This window comes from Rhizobium sp. NXC24 (genome assembly GCF_002944315.1).
GTDB lineage: Bacteria > Pseudomonadota > Alphaproteobacteria > Rhizobiales > Rhizobiaceae > Rhizobium.
The window spans coordinates 2,219,912-2,236,655 of sequence record NZ_CP024314.1 but is presented as its reverse complement, the minus strand read 5'-3'; the positions used below and the strand labels follow the sequence as shown (position 1 = coordinate 2,236,655).

General features: G+C 57.8%; 12 protein-coding genes and 3 pseudogenes. 6 read left to right on the top strand and 9 right to left on the bottom strand.

The genetic code is table 11. The annotated features are described in order from the left end of the window. Positions 1-193: 193 nt before the first annotated feature. Positions 194-2,542, bottom strand: a complete 2,349-nt coding sequence (locus NXC24_RS34275) for a PBP1A family penicillin-binding protein (protein WP_104827685.1) — start codon at positions 2,540-2,542, stop codon at positions 194-196. A gap of 184 nt (positions 2,543-2,726) precedes the next feature. Here NXC24_RS34275 and NXC24_RS36095 point away from each other — a divergent pair. After that, positions 2,727-2,840 (top strand): annotated as a pseudogene (locus NXC24_RS36095) (gamma-glutamylcyclotransferase); the annotation flags it as partial. On the opposite strand, the gene NXC24_RS34265 reads toward NXC24_RS36095, so the two are convergent. The 6 genes and pseudogenes from NXC24_RS34265 to NXC24_RS35640 form a co-directional block, all read right to left on the bottom strand. Then, the gene (locus tag NXC24_RS34265) at positions 2,808-3,899 is read right to left on the bottom strand and encodes an LLM class flavin-dependent oxidoreductase (RefSeq protein ID WP_104827684.1); all 1,092 of its coding nucleotides are present in this window, start codon (positions 3,897-3,899) and stop codon (positions 2,808-2,810) included. The pseudogene NXC24_RS36095 and the gene NXC24_RS34265 sit on opposite strands and share 33 nt — an antisense overlap. Positions 3,900-3,941: 42 nt before the next feature. Beyond that, the gene (locus NXC24_RS34260; protein ID WP_104827683.1) at positions 3,942-4,943 is read right to left on the bottom strand and encodes an ABC transporter permease; all 1,002 of its coding nucleotides are present in this window, start codon (positions 4,941-4,943) and stop codon (positions 3,942-3,944) included. 2 nt (positions 4,944-4,945) lie between these two features. Then, positions 4,946-5,968, bottom strand: a complete 1,023-nt coding sequence (locus tag NXC24_RS34255) for an ABC transporter permease (RefSeq protein ID WP_104827682.1) — start codon at positions 5,966-5,968, stop codon at positions 4,946-4,948. Beyond that, positions 5,958-7,508 (bottom strand): sugar ABC transporter ATP-binding protein, encoded by a 1,551-nt coding sequence (locus NXC24_RS34250; RefSeq protein ID WP_104827681.1) that lies wholly within the window; start codon positions 7,506-7,508, stop codon positions 5,958-5,960. The genes NXC24_RS34255 and NXC24_RS34250 overlap by 11 nt, the downstream gene beginning before the upstream one ends. Before the next feature lie 69 nt (positions 7,509-7,577). Beyond that, entirely contained in the window at positions 7,578-8,588 is a 1,011-nt protein-coding gene (locus tag NXC24_RS34245) for a sugar ABC transporter substrate-binding protein (RefSeq protein WP_104827680.1), read from the bottom strand. A 171-nt stretch (positions 8,589-8,759) separates the two neighbouring features. Next, a pseudogene (locus NXC24_RS35640) lies at positions 8,760-8,896 on the bottom strand (IS3 family transposase); the annotation flags it as partial. A 658-nt stretch (positions 8,897-9,554) separates the two neighbouring features. Between NXC24_RS35640 and NXC24_RS34235 the strand changes: the two are divergent. Next, positions 9,555-10,346 carry a hypothetical protein gene (locus NXC24_RS34235; protein WP_104827679.1) on the top strand — a complete coding sequence of 264 codons (792 nt, stop codon included), beginning with the start codon at positions 9,555-9,557 and terminating at the stop codon, positions 10,344-10,346. Positions 10,347-10,693: 347 nt separating this feature from the next. Here NXC24_RS34235 and NXC24_RS34230 read toward each other — a convergent pair whose 3' ends face one another. Further along, the gene (locus NXC24_RS34230) at positions 10,694-12,178 is read right to left on the bottom strand and encodes a DUF1254 domain-containing protein (RefSeq protein WP_104827678.1); all 1,485 of its coding nucleotides are present in this window, start codon (positions 12,176-12,178) and stop codon (positions 10,694-10,696) included. Between the two features lie 271 nt (positions 12,179-12,449). Here NXC24_RS34230 and NXC24_RS34225 point away from each other — a divergent pair. From NXC24_RS34225 to NXC24_RS34215, 3 genes and pseudogenes are all read left to right on the top strand, one after another. Then, a pseudogene (locus NXC24_RS34225) lies at positions 12,450-12,686 on the top strand (ISL3 family transposase); the annotation flags it as partial. Between the two features lie 78 nt (positions 12,687-12,764). After that, positions 12,765-13,643 carry a fumarylacetoacetate hydrolase family protein gene (locus tag NXC24_RS34220; protein WP_104827676.1) on the top strand — a complete coding sequence of 293 codons (879 nt, stop codon included), beginning with the start codon at positions 12,765-12,767 and terminating at the stop codon, positions 13,641-13,643. A 162-nt stretch (positions 13,644-13,805) separates the two neighbouring features. Continuing rightward, on the top strand, positions 13,806-14,342 hold the full coding sequence (locus NXC24_RS34215; protein ID WP_104827675.1) for a carboxymuconolactone decarboxylase family protein: 537 nt from the start codon (positions 13,806-13,808) through the stop codon (positions 14,340-14,342). Between the two features lie 164 nt (positions 14,343-14,506). On the opposite strand, the gene NXC24_RS34210 is transcribed toward NXC24_RS34215, so the two are convergent. After that, positions 14,507-15,517: a LacI family DNA-binding transcriptional regulator gene (locus tag NXC24_RS34210; RefSeq protein ID WP_104827674.1), complete on the bottom strand. Its 1,011-nt coding sequence runs from the start codon at positions 15,515-15,517 to the stop codon at positions 14,507-14,509. A gap of 379 nt (positions 15,518-15,896) precedes the next feature. Between NXC24_RS34210 and NXC24_RS34205 the strand changes: the two genes are divergently transcribed. After that, entirely contained in the window at positions 15,897-16,742 is an 846-nt protein-coding gene (locus tag NXC24_RS34205; RefSeq protein ID WP_199773634.1) for a branched-chain amino acid ABC transporter permease, read from the top strand. Positions 16,743-16,744 lie beyond the last annotated feature (2 nt).

Below are 16,744 nucleotides of genomic sequence, written 5' to 3'. Positions count from 1 at the left end.
CGAAAATGTCGTCTGCAGCGACATTCGGGGACGCGACTGCGGTTTCGAAACGCCGGCGCCCCGTCGCGATTCAGAGTGCTCTTCGCAGAGCAGGCGCGGAGCTCCTCCGAGCATGCATGTTGCCTCAACAATACTCATCACCACACAAATTGAGGAAACCCCCTTAAATGCCAGGCGACATGAGCTGAAGCGATCATTTTTCGCATAGTCGACGCCCACCGGCATAGGGCTGGTAGGTACAGTCGGACGGTCGGAAGGAGCGGTAGCTGCGTGAGCAGGCGGTGACATTGCAGGACTGCGGTGCGCCTTGGCCGTCGATCACTGCTTCTGGCGACCGAGCTCCATTTGGCGCAGGTTCGGCCATCGCCTCCCGCATGAAGTCCCGCCAAATATGCGCTGGCAAGGCACCGCCTGTGACCCCGTTCATCGGCGTATCGTCATCATTGCCCACCCATACGCCGGCGACGAGCGGTTCCGTGAAGCCGACGAACCAGGCATCGCGATTGTTCTGGCTGGTGCCCGTCTTGCCGGCTGCAAACGTGCCGGGATCCGCTCCACGTCCGGTGCCCCGCTCGACCACCAACTGCAGAAGACCGAGGAGATCGGACTGGTAGGTCGAAAGATCGACATTCGGCCTAGCTTGCGGGCCAACTCGAAACGCATTCGCCTGCCCCGCCGCCTGAAAATTGATGATGCCCCAGGGCTCAACCGGTGCCTTGCCGAGTTGGACGGATGCGTAAGCGCTGGTGAGCTCAAGCAAGTTGACTTCGGATGTACCAAGCGCCAGAGACGGCGTATTGGCAAGCGGCGCTTTGATGCCGAGCTCTCGGGCGGCGGCAATCACTTTGTCGATCCCGACCTCTTGAGCAAGCGCCACGCTGGCCGCATTCAGCGATCGGGCGAAGGCTTCGGCAAGTGTTACCCAGCCGTGATAGTTGCCGCCGTAATTTTCCGGCGACCAGCCGTTGATGTCGATTGGCGCATCGAGAATGCGGTCGGATAAGGTAAGCCCCGCCTTCAGGGCTGCGTAATAGACGAACAGCTTGAAGGTGGAGCCCGGCTGCCGCATCGCAGTGACGGCACGGTTGAACTGGCTTGCCTTGTAGTCACGCCCGCCGACCATGGCGACGACCGCGCCGTCCGGCGTCATCGCTACCAATGCGGCCTGCGATGCTCCGACCGCCTTTCCTTCACCATCGAGTGCTCTTTTGACCACCCTTTCGGCGATCTGCTGGAGCTGTGGTACCAAGGTGGTGCGCACCGTCGTCGAGCCCGGCGAGGAGCCGGCGATTTCGCTTGCCTGCGGCGAAATCCAGTCTGCAAACCAGCTTCCGGAGCGCGGTGTCGGCGTTGTCGGGTGCAGCTTGGCGAAGCTTGCTTTGGCTTCTTCAGCCTCCGGCGCGGTGATCTTGCCATTGGCCACCATCGCGTCGAGAACAACGGAAGTGCGTTGTCGGGCGCCGTCGAAATTGTCGATCGGATTCCATTGGCTCGGCGCCCGCAGCAATCCCGCCAGCATCGCCGATTCCGGCAGATTGAGTGCACCGATATCCTTGTCGAAGTAGATCCGCGCAGCGGCAGGCATGCCGGTGGCACCGGCACCGAGATAGACGCTGTTGAGATAGCGTGTCAGGATTTCCTGCTTGCCGAGTTTCCACTCCAGCCACAGGGCGATGACGACCTCCTGTATCTTTCGTTTTATTGTTCGATCGCTCTCGAGATACTGCAGCTTGATGAGCTGCTGGGTGATCGTGCTGCCGCCCTCTACCACCGACCCGGCTTGGACGTTCCGCAGGAGCGCCCTTCCGATCCCTTTGAGGTCGATGCCGAAATGATCCATGAACCGCCGATCCTCAATCGAAAGGACGGCATCGATCAGCCTCGGCGGAAATTGGTCGTATCGAGCATATGGTCCTTGATAAGGTCCCTGTCTTACCAATGGCGCGCCGTCAGCGGTTTCCAGCACGACGACGGGCTTCAACGTCCCGTCCCGGATCTCGCCCCAGGGCACATCTTTGAGTGCCCACACCAATACGCTTCCTGCAAGGATGAGGCAGGCAAGCAAGGCTAGTCCTATGGTGATTTTCCAACGGCCGGGGCGAGGCGAAGCGTTTCGGCGATAGTGCAGCGTCTTTGCAAGCAGACTGCGAATAACGCCTCCTGCTCTGACGAAAGCTGTTGCGGACCATTTGCCAAAGCTGTGTGTAGTTGATGTGGTTTCGGGTCGGATTGATGCCTTGAGTTTCGTCTTCAAATAGCGGGCGGCCGTCTTGGCCTTGGCCCCCGCCGAAATGGAGCTCGTCCGCAAATCGTGACCGAGTGCACGCAACAGATTTCGGGTTGCCTCTCTGCTTCGGCCAAAAGATCCGGCAGGCGGTCGCGCGCGCTCAGCTTCGATGGACGAGCTGGAACCTTCTGATGGCTCCGAGGGGGATGTCTCTGCCTCAGCCTTATTGGCGGCGACCTCCGAGTTTGCGGGGTGGTTAGCACCTGCGCTTGAGTCGCCGGCGTTTTCGGCTGAGGAACTGGGAGGACTCTGCATTGGTTACCGCTAGTAGGCTCTTCTTCCCGAACGTACCAAGTTTATAACGTGGATTGCTCGATGATCCATCGTAAAGCGGTTCGCGTGCATTCATTTTTTTCGCATGCCGAAATCACCCCGGTCGCGATGCGGGTGCTTGGATGGCAGCCGATAACGGGGACGTGGCCCATCTGCAGGACGCGCGGAAGACGAACTGGACGCGCTGGCGAGGCGGCTGTATCAGGAATCGCAAGGCGATGCACTTTGGATATTCGCCTACGGCTCGCTAATCTGGAAGCCTGATTTCGATGCTGCGCAGTAGCGGAAGCAGTTGATTGCCCTGGCGCTTGATCTCGGACAGGTACGGCGTGTCGGAGAGCACGAAATGCGTGATGCCGAGATCCCGATACTTGCGTAGCGAACGGGCAACGTCCGCGGCCGATCCCACCAGCCAGGTGGTGCCGGCGCCGCCGCCACCGAACCTGCCCGGCGCGGTATAGAGGTTGTCGTCAAGGACATCGCCGCGCGCGTGCAGATCGAGCAGCCGCTTCTGGCCAACCGCCACGGCCTGCCGGTGGTCGTTCCAGCCGGCGCCCTTGTTCTTTACCATCTCGGCGACCTTCGCCTCGGCATCGGCCCAGGCTTGTTCCGTGGTGTCGCGAACCAGCGTGGTGATCCGCAACCCGAACTCCAGCGGCGGCAAGTCGCGTTCGAGTTCTTTGCTCAGCGCCCTCAGCCGCCCGATCCGCTCCCGGACGCCGTCGAGGGGTTCGCCCCAGAAAAGCTGGACATCGGCCTCGGTGGCGGCCACCCGCTCGGCCGCCTCGGAGGCGCCGCCGAAATAGAGCTTGGGATGCCGCCGGTCGCCGCGGACCTCGATGCGCGGCATCGCGGTCGATCCGGTGACCCAGAAGTGCTCGCCGGCATAGGTGACATTCTCTTCCGTCCACAGTCTGCGAACCAGCCGCATAAACTCCTTGGTGCGGTCATAACGATGGGCCTGGTCGCCTTCGCTGTCGCCGTAGGCGGCAAGGTCGTCCTGGCCAGACACGATGTTGACGCGCACGCGCCCGCCGGACAAATGGTCGAGCGTGGCGGCAGCAGTCGCGAAGTTTGCCGGCCGCCAATAGCCAGGGCGGACCGCGATAAGTGGCTCGAAGGTGGTGGTGCGCGCGGCAAGCGAAGTCGCCACCGTGAAGGTGTCGGGTCTGCCCCAGCCGGTGCCGATGAGCGCGCCCTTCCAGCCGTGTTCCTCCAGCGCCTTTGCGTGGGTGGTTAGCCTCTCCAGGCTGTTATGGTTCTCGACGCTGGAATCGCCACGATGGCCGGCTTTGACGTCGTTCGGGATATACCAAAGAAATTCGGACGGATTGCTCATGCTGTCTGCCTGCTGATCTCTATGAGTTTTGGACGCGAGTTCTCAGCCGGCAGTGCTGGATTTTCGACTCGTGAAGCTTAAGGCCAGGACGGCGAAGATCACTGTGCCCGTTCCCACCTGCTGCCAGTAGAAGTTGAGATCGGTCAGCAGCAGACCGTTGGCGATGATGCTGAGCAGCAATACGCCGAGAACAGTTCCAGCTACGTTCGGCCGCCCCAGCGGGCTGAGCGTCGTGCCGATGAAGGTGGCACCGATCGCATTCAGGAGAAACGCATTGCCCGAGGAGGGGATGTAGACGGTGACCGTCGCCGTTAGGATCAACCCGGCAACGGCAGCTATCAGTCCGACCAGAATGAAGGTCATTGCGACATGGCTACGCGAGGCGACGCCGGAATATCGGACCACACTCGGCTGAACGCCGATCGACAGGACGACGCGGCCGAAGCGCGTACGGGCAAAAACGATCGCCGCTGCGGCAATGATTACGACGGAAACCGCCAGCGGCACTGGGAAGCCGCCAATGGTGCCATGGCCAAGGTAGCGGAACGATTCCGGCACACCCGTTGGCGGCAGATAGACCGGATTGCCGCCATTGGTCAGAAGCTGCTGGATGCTGCGGCCAATGAACAGCGTGCCGAGCGTCGCCAGGAAAGGCGATACGCCGATGCCCGAGATCAGAAGCGCGTTGAAGGCGCCGACCAGCGCGCCCGCACCCAATCCGGCGGCCGCAGCGAATACTACCGATTGGCCCGCAAGCACGAGGGACACGAAGGCGAAGCTCGCGAAATCGGCCGCCGTTCCGACCGAGAGATCAATCCCGCCCAATGAGACGGCAAAGGTCATGGCGATGGAAACGATGGCGAGAAGCGTGAAGTTATTGACCAACACACTCTGCAGGTTCGCAAGCGTCAGGAAAGTGGGCGTTGCGATGGAGAATGCTGCGAAGACGGCGACCAGCGCCAGGATCAGCCCGTAGCGTACCAGGCTGCCGGCGATAGCGCGGGGCAAGCTGGCGGCAGCGGGAGTGGAGGTCTGGAACGACATGGTCAGCTCTCCTGTTTGCGCAGCAGCGTGGTGGCGGAGACGACGATGAGAATGAGGACGCCCTGGACGCCGCTCACCAGCGTGCTCGAAATATTCAGAAGCTGGAAGCCGTTGACCAGAAATCCGACCAGCAGAGCGGAGAGCAACGTGCCCGTGACAGTCGGCACCAGCCGGCGCGAGAAGACCGAGCCAAGCAGAGCCGTTACGACCACCGGCAGCAGCATCTCGCCGGAGCCAGTCGTGCTGCCGCTGAGATAGGAAACGGAGAGGATGCCCGCTATGCCGCCGGAAATGCCGCTTGCGATGAACGCTCCCGCCAGCAATCTGCGAAGCGGCAGGCCCGCGGCGCGCGCCGCGTCCGGAAATTCACCGACGGCATAAAGACGCAAGCCAAGCGGCGTGTACTGCACGACGGCAGCCGTAATCACCGTAAAACCGAGCAGGTAATAGGCGAGAACGGGGATGCCGAGGGAATCCGACGCGGCAAGCATCGCGAGGAGCGGTGTCGAGGCAGGAAGAACGGTATTCTGCGTCAGCACCAATTCGAGGCCGGCGACCACGTTCATCACGGCAAGTGTGGCGAGCAAAGGCACGATGCCGGCGACGACGACAGCAAGCGCATTGATTGTGCCAATCAGCGCGCCGGTGAGAAGCGACGCCGCCACAGCCACCGCGTCACCGTAGCCAAGTTGGGTCAGGCTGGCATAGACGGCGGCGCTCAAACCCATATTGGCCGCAAGGGAAAGGTCTATCCCGCCTTTGACGACATTGGAGCCGCCTGCAATCAGCACGATGGTCAGCCCGATAGCAAGCACGCCTGAGATCGTCGATTGCCCAAGCACGTTGCCGATATTGCCGATGCTGAGGAAATAAGGGGCCGTCAGCGAGAAGACCACCAGGATGGCCGCAAAGGCGATCAGGGATCCGTATCGCAATGCCGCGGCAGCCACGCTGCCGGCCTGACGTCGATTCGGTCCCGCAGGTTCGAAACTCATGGGCGGCGCAAGCTCTACATCAGCCGACATGGCGCAATCCCTCCGAGGATCCGGTGGATTCGGCCAGGACTTCATCCGCCGTGGTGTCTGATGATTTAAATTCTCGCACTATGCGGCCGCGGAAGAGAACCAGTATTCGATCGGTGATGCCGACGAGCTCAGGCAAATCGGAAGAAAGCACGATAATGCCGGCGCCTCGGGCGGCGAGTTCGCCGATGATGCTGTAGATTTCGACCTTCGAGCCGATATCGACGCCCACAGTTGGTTCATCGAGAAGATAGACCTCCGATTGCCGGCTCAGCCACTTGGCGATCGCGACCTTTTGCTGATTGCCGCCCGACAGCGTCAGCAACAAGGCATCCCGACTACTAGTCTTGACCTCAAGCCGTTTGATCAAGCTATCGGCTTCATCCTGTTCGCTTTTTCGATCGAGGAAACCGAAGCGGGTGAAACGCTCCAGGCTGGAAAGGCTGATGTTTTCCTTCACGCTGAGGTCGAGCGCTATCCCATGGCGGCGTCGATCTTCCGGCACAAGCGCAAAATTGTGGTCTGCGGCATGGGTCGGATTGGAGAAACGCGCCGCCCTGCCATTGACCTCGATGCTGCCGGACGCCGGGTTCTCCAGGCCGAAGAGCGTTCGGACGAGTTCTTTTGCGCCGGAACCCAGCAGGCCGGTGATACCGAGCACTTCGCCGCGCCGAAGTGTAAAGGTGATATCGCTGTATTTGCCCGGCGCGCTGAGCTGCTCGACCCTGACGATTTCATCGCCGAACGCGACCTGCCTTTTGGGAAACATCTCCTTGATGTCCCGTTCCACCATCAGCCGGGCAATCGCTGCGGCGGACGTGCTTTTGATCGGCAGGGAAGCCACATCGAGCCCGTTGCGCAGCACGGTGACATGATCGCAGAGATCCTCGATCTCGTTCAGGTAATGGGAAATGTAGAGAATGGTGACGCCTTCATCCCGAAGACGGCGGATTAACCGGAACAGGATGTCCGCCTCACGGCGAACGAGCGCCGCTGTCGGCTCGTCGAAAACAAGCACTTTCGGCCGGTTCAGAAGCGCGCGGGTGATTTGCACGATCTGCTTTTCGGCGGTCGAAAGCTCACTGATCAAGGCGCCATTCGGAAGCCGAACCCCGAAATAATCGTCGAGGATTTCGGATGCACGGCGCTGCATTAGCCTGCGATCGAGGAACGGGGTTCCAGCAATCCGTGGCTCGCGACCAAGGAACAGGGTCTCCCCGACCGTGAATGTCGACACCAGCAGGCGGTCTTGATGGATGAAGTGGATGCCGAGTTCTTCGGCAAGATGGGGTGTCAACCTGTCGACATATTCGCCCTCGATCTCGATCGTGCCCCCGTCGGGATGATGGAGACCGGCGAGCAATTTGATCAGCGTCGACTTGCCCGCGCCATTCTGGCCGACAAGACCGTGGATGGTTCCGCGCTTGACGATCAGTGACGCCCCCGCGAGTGCCTGCGCCCCGCCGAAGTGCTTGAAGATCCCCTCGAAGCGGATGATGTCATCTCGCGCCTTGACCGGCTGCGTGACCGAAATGGCCGTCATATCAATTTCTCCCGACACCGCACCAATAGTAAGCGATCCGGGAATTGCCCGGATCGCGATTGAGTGGCGTCAGCCGATGCCGAGTTTCTTGACGACGTCCGAAACATTGTCCTTGTTGGCCAGTAAGGCCGGGACATAGGTCTCGCGCGGCAAGCTTTCTCCAGCAAGCAGTCTTGCGACGTTGCGGATCGCCGTGCGGCCGATTTCCGCCGGCTGCTGCGCTACGTCGGCGCCGGCCGGAGAGCTTTTGTCGGCGATAAGCTGCAGAACTTCCGGGCTGCCGTCGACGCCGTATGTGCGGATCTCGGTTCTGCCGGCAGCCGTCAATGCCTGGGTCGCCCCTAGCTGCGGAATGTCCCAGGCCGACCAGATTGCCTTTATCGATCCTTTTTCCGGATACTTGTTCAGGATTGCGGTGATCTGCGCAAAGGCGTCCTGAACGGTGTTGGGAATGACGTCGCGCAATTCCGGCTGAAGGATCTTTACCTTCGGGAAATATTTGACCACGTTCACCAATTGGTCATAGCGGATCGCGCAAGGCGTCACGCCATAAAAGCCATTGAAGACGACAATATTGCCTTCGCCGCCGATGTCCGAGACAAGCTGCAGGGCAAGATCCTTGCCGATGCCCCAATTGTCGGACGTGGTGTTGTTGAGCGAATTGGTAGAGCCGACATCGACCGTCAGCACGGGAATGCCGGCATCGCGCGCCTTTTTCAGCCAGGGATCGATGACGCTCAACGTGCCGAGAATCTGGACGATTGCATCCGGCTTTTGGGCGATCAGCGTCTGTAGCTGCGAGACGAGCTTGCCGTCGTTACGCCCGGCATCCACCGCGATCGGCTCGCCGCCGAGGCGCTTTACCTCGGCAATCTGTGCATTATAGGCCTGAAGATCGAAGAAGTGATCGGTGCCCGTTGCGCTGATGGCGATGCGCTTTCCCTTGAGAGAAAGTTCACCCTCCGCAGAGGCTGGCTTTTGCCCCACAAGGGCAGCGCCGGCAATGGCGGCCCCCATCGCAGCAGACAGTTTCAACAAGTCCCGTCTTCCGAGGCCGCTTTCAGATTTTTCGATGCCCATAGGTAACCCCTAAAATAATAATGTCTATAGATTATGTGCATTAAAAGGGATGAGGAGATACGAATTTCCAAAATAAGCGGATACCGAGGAAAAGAACCTGCATCAGCACGGCGAACATGCTGCTTGAGACGCGTGAGATCAGAAATCAGAATCTCTTCGGCGCCCGAACTTCACGCGGTCGAGTGGGCTCGGAGCCGCCTCGCCTGAGAACATCGTGCGGATCGGTTTTCGCTGACGATGCCTTGAAGGTCCATCGATCTTGTGAGCCGAGCAACCGAGCAGCGAGCCACATCGGAGCCTTCACGCTTGAAGCCATCCAACGAACCCATCAACGCCAATTACGCACTGAAGGAAAAGACGTCCTCGTGCGATCTGGCAGCTTTGGCAGACGTAGTTGCGATCCTGGGATCAAACATCATGGTCGGACGCCCAGTTTCGGAGAGCACGAGGGAAATTCGCAGCAGATTGTCCCTTCCGCGGGCAATTCATCTTCGGAAAATGGGCGGTTTTCCCAAACCGAATCCAGCACCTTCGACGGTCCCTGGAACACAGCCATCACCCAAACTAGGGGCTCATCCCAATCGGCAATGAGATATTGACCAAGGCTCGTTTTCAGTTCATACCATTGAATGGTAAGGGGATTCTAATATATCGTTCGGCGACTAACTGCGACGGGGGTTCGTGTGGCAGTTATCTCAGTTCAGTGCCTGATTTGCGTTCCTCTGGTTCTATCCGTGGTGTTCTTGGCAGTGGCCGAGGATAACTTTGCGGGTCACGCAAAGAAGGTGTCCAATCCGATAGCATTGCTGATCCGCATGCCTTTCCAAAATGACATTTTTGGGGGACACACCGTCTATGGCTGGGATTGCCTTTTGGCGTCGCGATGTGGGTCGAACGAATGCATGAGGGGTGGAAGCACGATTTGAATCGCCGGCAAAGAGCCGGCTGATCTGGGGGGACAAGACTATGAAATACCATGTCGGCTATGTTGCTGTTCTTTTGGGCGCAATGACAGCTTGCGGCCCGCTGGAGGCGGCGGATCTGACGCCACTTCTGAACCCGCAGGCACCATCGATCGAGACCCAGAGTGGATGGACTTTTACGTTTGCCCCTTATTTTTGGGGCGCGAGCATGTCCGGAGACGTGGCGCAGTTCGGCCTTCCTGAGGTTCATGTCGACGCAAGCTTCGGCGATCTCTTCGAGAACCTTGATTTTGCCATGATGGCCATTGGCGAAGCGCGCTACGACCGCTTCAGCATCTTCGGCGACATCATGTACACTAAACTCTCCAATGACGCCCACACGCCGAGGGGCATCATCGTGAACAATGTCGAGGTTACCTCCAAGACCTTTGCGGGGCTGCTCGGCGTAGGCTACTCGGTCCTTGACGGCCCTGACGGTCATCTCGACGTCGTGGGAGGCGCCAGGCTCTGGTCCGTTGACACCAATATATCTTTCAACGGCGGGTTTCTCGACGGGATCTCCCAAGACGACAGCGCCACCTGGGTGGACGCCCTGGCCGGCGTCAAGGGTAGCTATTTCTTTACACCGAAAGTCTACCTGACGGGCTGGGGCCTTGTCGGCGGCGGCGGCGCAGATATCGATTGGGATGTCATGGCAGGGCTCGGCTACAAGTTCAACGATACCATCTCCGCCGTCGCCGGTTATCGCGCTCTCGGCGTCAATTATCGCAATGACGGCTTTATATTCGACGTGGTTCAGCAAGGACCTATTTTGGGGCTTGCGATCCGATTCTGAAATATCAATCCTCGCGGTCCGCTCCAGTCCCAGATCCATGCTTGCAGTTGATCGTCTGGTCTCGAGACGAGCATACAGTTGCGATATCGACACAAGCTTCGAATGACGGAGTTGCGCAGAACTCCGTCATGCTGCGGTCAGCCTTCGAGGTTCGTAACGGTGGAACCTTGCCATTCCCCTTAAGGCTCCAAAACGGCTTCGGCTTGTTAGAAATGAACGCCGGCAACAAAAAATCCAAGCCGTACTCACACGCCAGCAACGCTGTATATCCGCCAAGGAGGTACGAATGCGGCCCCCTTGGCGTTACAGCATGCGCACTGCGATACGTTTCACTTTCTCACTACCGGTTATTGCGCAGCAAGTGGAGATGCTGCGATTGCTTCACTGACCGGCGGCGGGTTCCACTTGCCCGTCAGCGCGTCGGGCTTGGGTGCGTAGAGCCGCATTGTCAGGTTGTACGCCCCTTTGGGCGCTGGCAACCAGTTCCATTCCTTGTCCTTGCCTGGGCTCTCGTTCTGGAAATAGAGATCGAGCGAGCCGTCGGCGTTATACTTGAACGGCATCCAACTGCTGACTGCGAAGCGGTTGAGGGAATTGGCGACCTGAAATCCGTTGTCGTCATACAATGTCACAGACCAGAAGGCTTGGACTGGCGGAATTTGATCCTTGTCAAAGTGGATCGTATAGTTGTTTCTGCCGTCAAGCGGGTGGCCATTTTCGTCAGCAAGGTTGAGCGGATAGATGGCGTCTTCGGGCAGGTTGGCGCCGAGGCCCTGCTGCGCAACGATAGCGCGCTTCAGGTAGTAATTGCCATAAACACCCATCGTGTCGGTATTCATCGACCAGCCATTGGCGACGCGTGCCAGCGTCTTCACCTTCCAGGCCATCAGCGCCTGAGCGTCTTGTGGAACTGTCTCGAGTGCCTTTTGGACGACTGTATCTGCTTTGGAAAGATCGAAGCTCTTGCCCGGCTCAATGCCGATCTTCTTCATTCGGGCAATTATGGGCTCATCGGTGACATGCGGCGGATGGAGCTTCAGGAGCTCGGCAGCGTAGGCGAAATAAGCTCCTGCCGAGGCGGTATCGACCTGGGTCTTGGGTGGTGTCTTCATATCCACCGACGGGTCGATTTTCACCTCCACCGGTTTTGCATCCTTTCCCCACTGCGAAAGCAATGTGACAGTGTAACCATCTTGGATCTTATGAACGGCGTCATAGTCTGGCGGTCCGTCGGTCTTTGTCCGTCCGATGACCCAGACATAGGGTGTCGGCGCATCGATCCGCTGGGTTCCTGCCGGCAGCTTGAACTCATTGAACCCTTCACGGAGATCGGGCCGCCAGCCGGGACGGGCAATCAGGAAATGGCCGACCGCAGTTCCAGTGGTCCGCCAGCCCGGTGCCGCAAACACGTCCGTCCACATGTCGAGCATGGGCAGCAAGTAGAAGCGTCCGCCGGTGTCGGGGACCGAAACCACGACCGGTTCTTTCGTCAGATCAAGCCAGGCGCTCGAATATAGAGTGTCAAAATTCGGCCGGACCACCACCTTCATGTCCGCGGGAGGGAATTCGAGGATGTTGTTGAACTGATTGGACGGGCCGCCGATCGCACCTTTTTTGGCATCGGCGTTGGTCAGTTGCTTCCGGGTGATGTCCATTGATAGCAGTGGATAGAAATACACGTACGCGTCCACGCCTATCGCATGGGCTTCCTCTTCGGTGATGGTGTTCGCATCTGCCGCGCCGATCGAAAAGGCCGTAAGGCCAATAGTGAGAAAAGCGACCGGTCTCAGTTTGCAGAACAGGTTTCTGTCGTCATTCGCCAATGCACGCATTGCGTCCTCCTGTTGTTAAGATCAGGTGAAATGCGAACGGACCTGTTGATGTATCCCCTGTGCACATAGCTCCCCAGCTACGTGACGAATCGAATTATAAAGAGAAAACTAAACTTAGGATAGTTACTCTAATACCGGAGGCAGATAACTCATATGGGTGCAACCGACGACGGAAATCGCTGAAGGCAACCCCGGACGAAGGTCGTCAGCAGGGGGCCAGCACTGGAATTTGCGTCCAGCAAAAGACATCCAACGAATGGTGTTAAGAAGTGCTTGGATTGATGCCATCGTCTCCGGCCTTATCTCGCTTGCTCGGTTCGCTCTCGTTCTTCGCCGCGACATCGACGCCATTCGCAATGCAATCGACCTCCCGTGGAGCAATGGCCAAGCACAAGCTCATATCAACCGTTTGAAAACGATCAAGCGTGCAACGCACGGCAGTGCTGGCTCAGAGTTTCTCAGGGTACGGATGATGCCGATCAAAAATGCCGAACACCACGCAAATTGAGAAAGATCACTAACGGCTAGAGATGGCGTTGACGACGACCGATGGTTTGCGCTAACGTTAGCAAAAATGGAGATCGAAATGAGAATTTTGCGATACGAGGCGGCCGATGGGATTCACTATGGTGTCGATAGCGGCGGCGGCAGTATCGTGCGGATCGCTGGAGAGCCATTCAGCGAGATAAAAGGAACTGGAAAGGTGGACGATCTGTCCACGGTTCGCTTACTATGCCCAGTCAACCGTCCCCGCATTTTTGGAGTGGCATACAATTATCGAGAACATACCAACGAGTCAGGGAAAGAGCAGCCTTCACTTCCGGTTTTGTTCATGAAGCCTAGCACCGCAGCGAGCGGCAACGGAGATGGGATCGAATTCCCGCGAGACGGTGAAATCGTACATTACGAGGCTGAGCTAGTCGCGATCATTGGCAAGGGTGGTCGGCACATCAGCAAGGACCAGGCACTGAGCCACGTCCTTGGATATACATGCGGCAACGACATCAGCGATCGCATCATACAGCGTCAGGAAAGCAAGTTCGGCTGCCTTTTGGCCGGGAAAGGATACGACACCTTTGCGCCCATGGGGCCGGCGATCGTAACCGACCTTGATCCCACAAATCTCGACGTCATTCTTCGTCAAAATGGTGCGGTGAAGCAGTCCGGAAACACAAGGGATCTAGTTTACTCAGTGGCTGACATCGTTGCTTATTTGAGCCGGTTCATGACGCTTTTGCCAGGCGATGCTATCATGACGGGCACTCCTGCCGGGGTAGGCCCCATCAGTCCGGGTGATGATCTCGAAGTGGAGATCCCCGGCATCGGCATTTTGAAGAATCCAGTTGTACTTGCCGCGCATCGAGCCATGCTTGAGAGCGTCCAAGGTGTGCATGGCAACCCGCGCCCATTTCACGCGCGGTCGGCTCGCTTCAGCCGTGGTGAGGACTCCCAGAAAGCAAATTAGAACGAGACCTTTCGGGATTTGTTTAGGAAAAGAAGCGATTGATCCCGGGTGACTCGATGTTAGTAATGCAAACGTTAGCGCATAACGGGTCAATTTTCGCGGTGGCCTTCGTTGTGGCACTTGACCAATAGTGATCTTCGATGACAACCCAAGGGTGGAGTAATGGCACGAGTTAGATATGTTCCGAATTCAGAACTGGCAGACACGCACGCGGCGCTCAATGAGCGCCTGCTGAAGGAAAGGAAGGTGCCGACAGGGAACATTTTCCTTGCACTCGCAAATGCACCAGCAATTTTGAATGACTTCCTGACCTACGCCAATGCTGTTCGTGCTTCTGACCTCAGTCCGAAGCTGAGAGAGATGGCGATCCTTACGGTAGGTTACTGCACCAACTCGGAATATGAGATCGTTCATCACCATTCGCATGGTCTGAAGGCAGGACTCACCGAGGAGCAGTTCCAAGCTATCCCTGAATTCGAGACCTCGGACTTATTCACGGAAGAGGAAAGGGCGGTGATGGCTTTCGCGAAGGACTCGACCCTGCATGTCGATGTTTCCGACGAGGTTTGGAACGGTATCGCGAAATTCCTTTCCGAGAAGCAATTGGTCGAATTGGCAATTAATGTCGCGTGGTACAATTCCGGCGTACGGTTGATGGGCGCGTTGAAAGTAGATCTTGAGGACTCCTACAAGAAGTAGGGACCTGAGATCACCATCGAGGCCTTTACTTTGCTCTGGTCCTTAAAGCGGCCTCTCCTCAAGATCGCAGTGGCGGATGAGGGGCCGTCCGGAGAAAGAGGTGTGGTCGTATGGCGGACGGCCCCTTTTTCCCCATGGCCTTGAAACGTGGGGAAATGACGCCGTCATTGCTTCGATGGGGTCGCCGTACTGCCACGAACAATCAATTGAGGCGGAGAGATGAAGCTGTACGGCTTGCTAAGGTCAGACTTATTCTGAAGGTGATGCAAAAACCAAAGTCCGCAAGCCGTTGCCAACTCCGAAACAGGTAGCTGTACGGTGGTCAATCCTGGACCCCACCACCGGTACCCGAGCTCATCTCCGAATCCGATGACGGAAATGTCTTGGGGGATGCTTAAAGCTTGGTCCTGGAGTTCATCAATAACTCCTGAGGTGTTTTGTACCGCACCGATCACGAGCGCCGTGGGTCGATCCTTTAAGGAAAGTAGGCGACGCACGGCCTCCCGTCCGAATTCGGGCGAGGAGGGCGCGCCAAGCTCCTCACGAACGGTGATCGCTTGACCGGAGCTTTTTACGGCCTCCCGGAAACCCTGCACGCGAGCCGCGCCAGTGGGCAGTTCTTCCGTGCCGCCGATGTAAGCGATCCGTTTGTGACCTTCATTGATGATATGTTCAGTACTCTCGTAAAGTGCCCGTCGGTCATCAATCCCAAACCATTGGTCACCGAGCAGTGGTGCCTTTCGCAGCAATTGGATGTGAGGCGTCATCTTCAGGATTCGCGCAGAATCGGGATGAGGTTTTGCGCTCGGGACCAGAATGATCCCCGCAACGTTGGCGCTAGTAAGTTCCTTGATGTGACGAAGCTCATGCATTCTGTCGTCATCGGTTTCGCACAAAGTCAGTTGGTAATTCGCCGAAAGAAGGCACCGCGAGAGAGCGTGTGCAATAGTCGAATAAAAGCTGTTTCTGATATCTGGAACGATCAGCCCAACGAGATTACTCTGAACCCCGCGCATCATCCGTGCAGCACGATTGGCAACGTACCCCGCTTGCGCTGCAGCTTCATTCACCTTTCGCTTCATCTCGGCGCTGATACGTCGATCGTCGGCAAGAGCGCGACCGACGGTTGAGGGTGAAACTTGCAGTATGGCGGCGATGTCTTTAATTGTTACCATTGTGTTTGGCTCGAATGATCACTTTCGCCAACGATAGCATTGGCGTCGCAGTTGTCAAACTCCGAGATCGCAGACGTTTCTGCCAAATTGAACTAATCTAATTTTCGCCCCGGATACTGAAGCTCGGTATCGAGTTGCGATTCTAAACTAGTAGATTTCTCATAGATTTGATCTCACTTTCTGGGATTTTTTCGTCCCGCGTCGATGCGCCCGCAGCGAAGAGGCAGCGAATTAGCCTCTTGAACGCCGTTGACACGGAGGCTTCGCTGTGGGATGAATATCTATGCTAACGTTAGCGCAATCGGGAGGAGGCATAACGTATGGATATTCTGGTGTTCCCGGAGTCGACCATCGTGTCCACAGAAGGACGTGGATCCCGATGACTCTTGCTCTTTTCTTGCAATCCGCTGTCGGTGGCGTCTTGCTGGGTGGGATCTATGGCCTGCTGGCGATGGGCCTCAGCCTGAGCTGGGGGCTGTTGAAGCTTGTGAACCTCAGCCATTTCGCGCTGGCGTTCCTTGGCGCTTACCTGACCTACCAGCTCGGGACCGTCTATGGCATCCCGGCATATTTGAGCGCTCTTCTGATCGCGCCGCTGTTCTTCGCGCTCGGAGTTGCGTTGCACAGCTTGTTCGTGCGCTTCAAGGTGAAGGAATTCGCCTCTCTCTTGGTGACGTTCGGCGTCACGATCCTGATCGAGTCGCTGATCCAATGGATCTGGTCGGCTGACTTCCTTCGCTATGAAACACCCTATGCCCAGAGCACCATCCGGCTCGGACCGATCTTCGTGCCCGTATTGGATCTTTCAGCGTTTGTCTGTGCAGGGGTGCTTGCCACAATGGCCTGGTACGCGTTGAACAAGACCATGCTCGGCAAGGCCCTGCGTGCCGCTGCCCATGACGCCCCCGTAGCGTCGGCTTTTGGGATCAATTCCACCCGCGTCTCATACATTCTAGCCGGCTTTTGCTCAGCTACGGCCGGCATCGCGGGTGTCTTCATTGCCCTGATTGGAACTTTGGCTCCATCTCAAATCGAGGCCTGGATTGGGGTCGTATTTGCCGTCGCCATCATTGGAGGATTGGGCAGCCCTATCGGCGCGCTGGGTGCCGGTATGCTGATTGGCGTGGCCGAGAGCCTTACCATGTCCGTCGTCAATCCCGCTTGGGCGCCGCTCGTCGCATTCAGCGTGCTCATCGTCATCCTCTTGCGCAAACCGGTGATTTGACC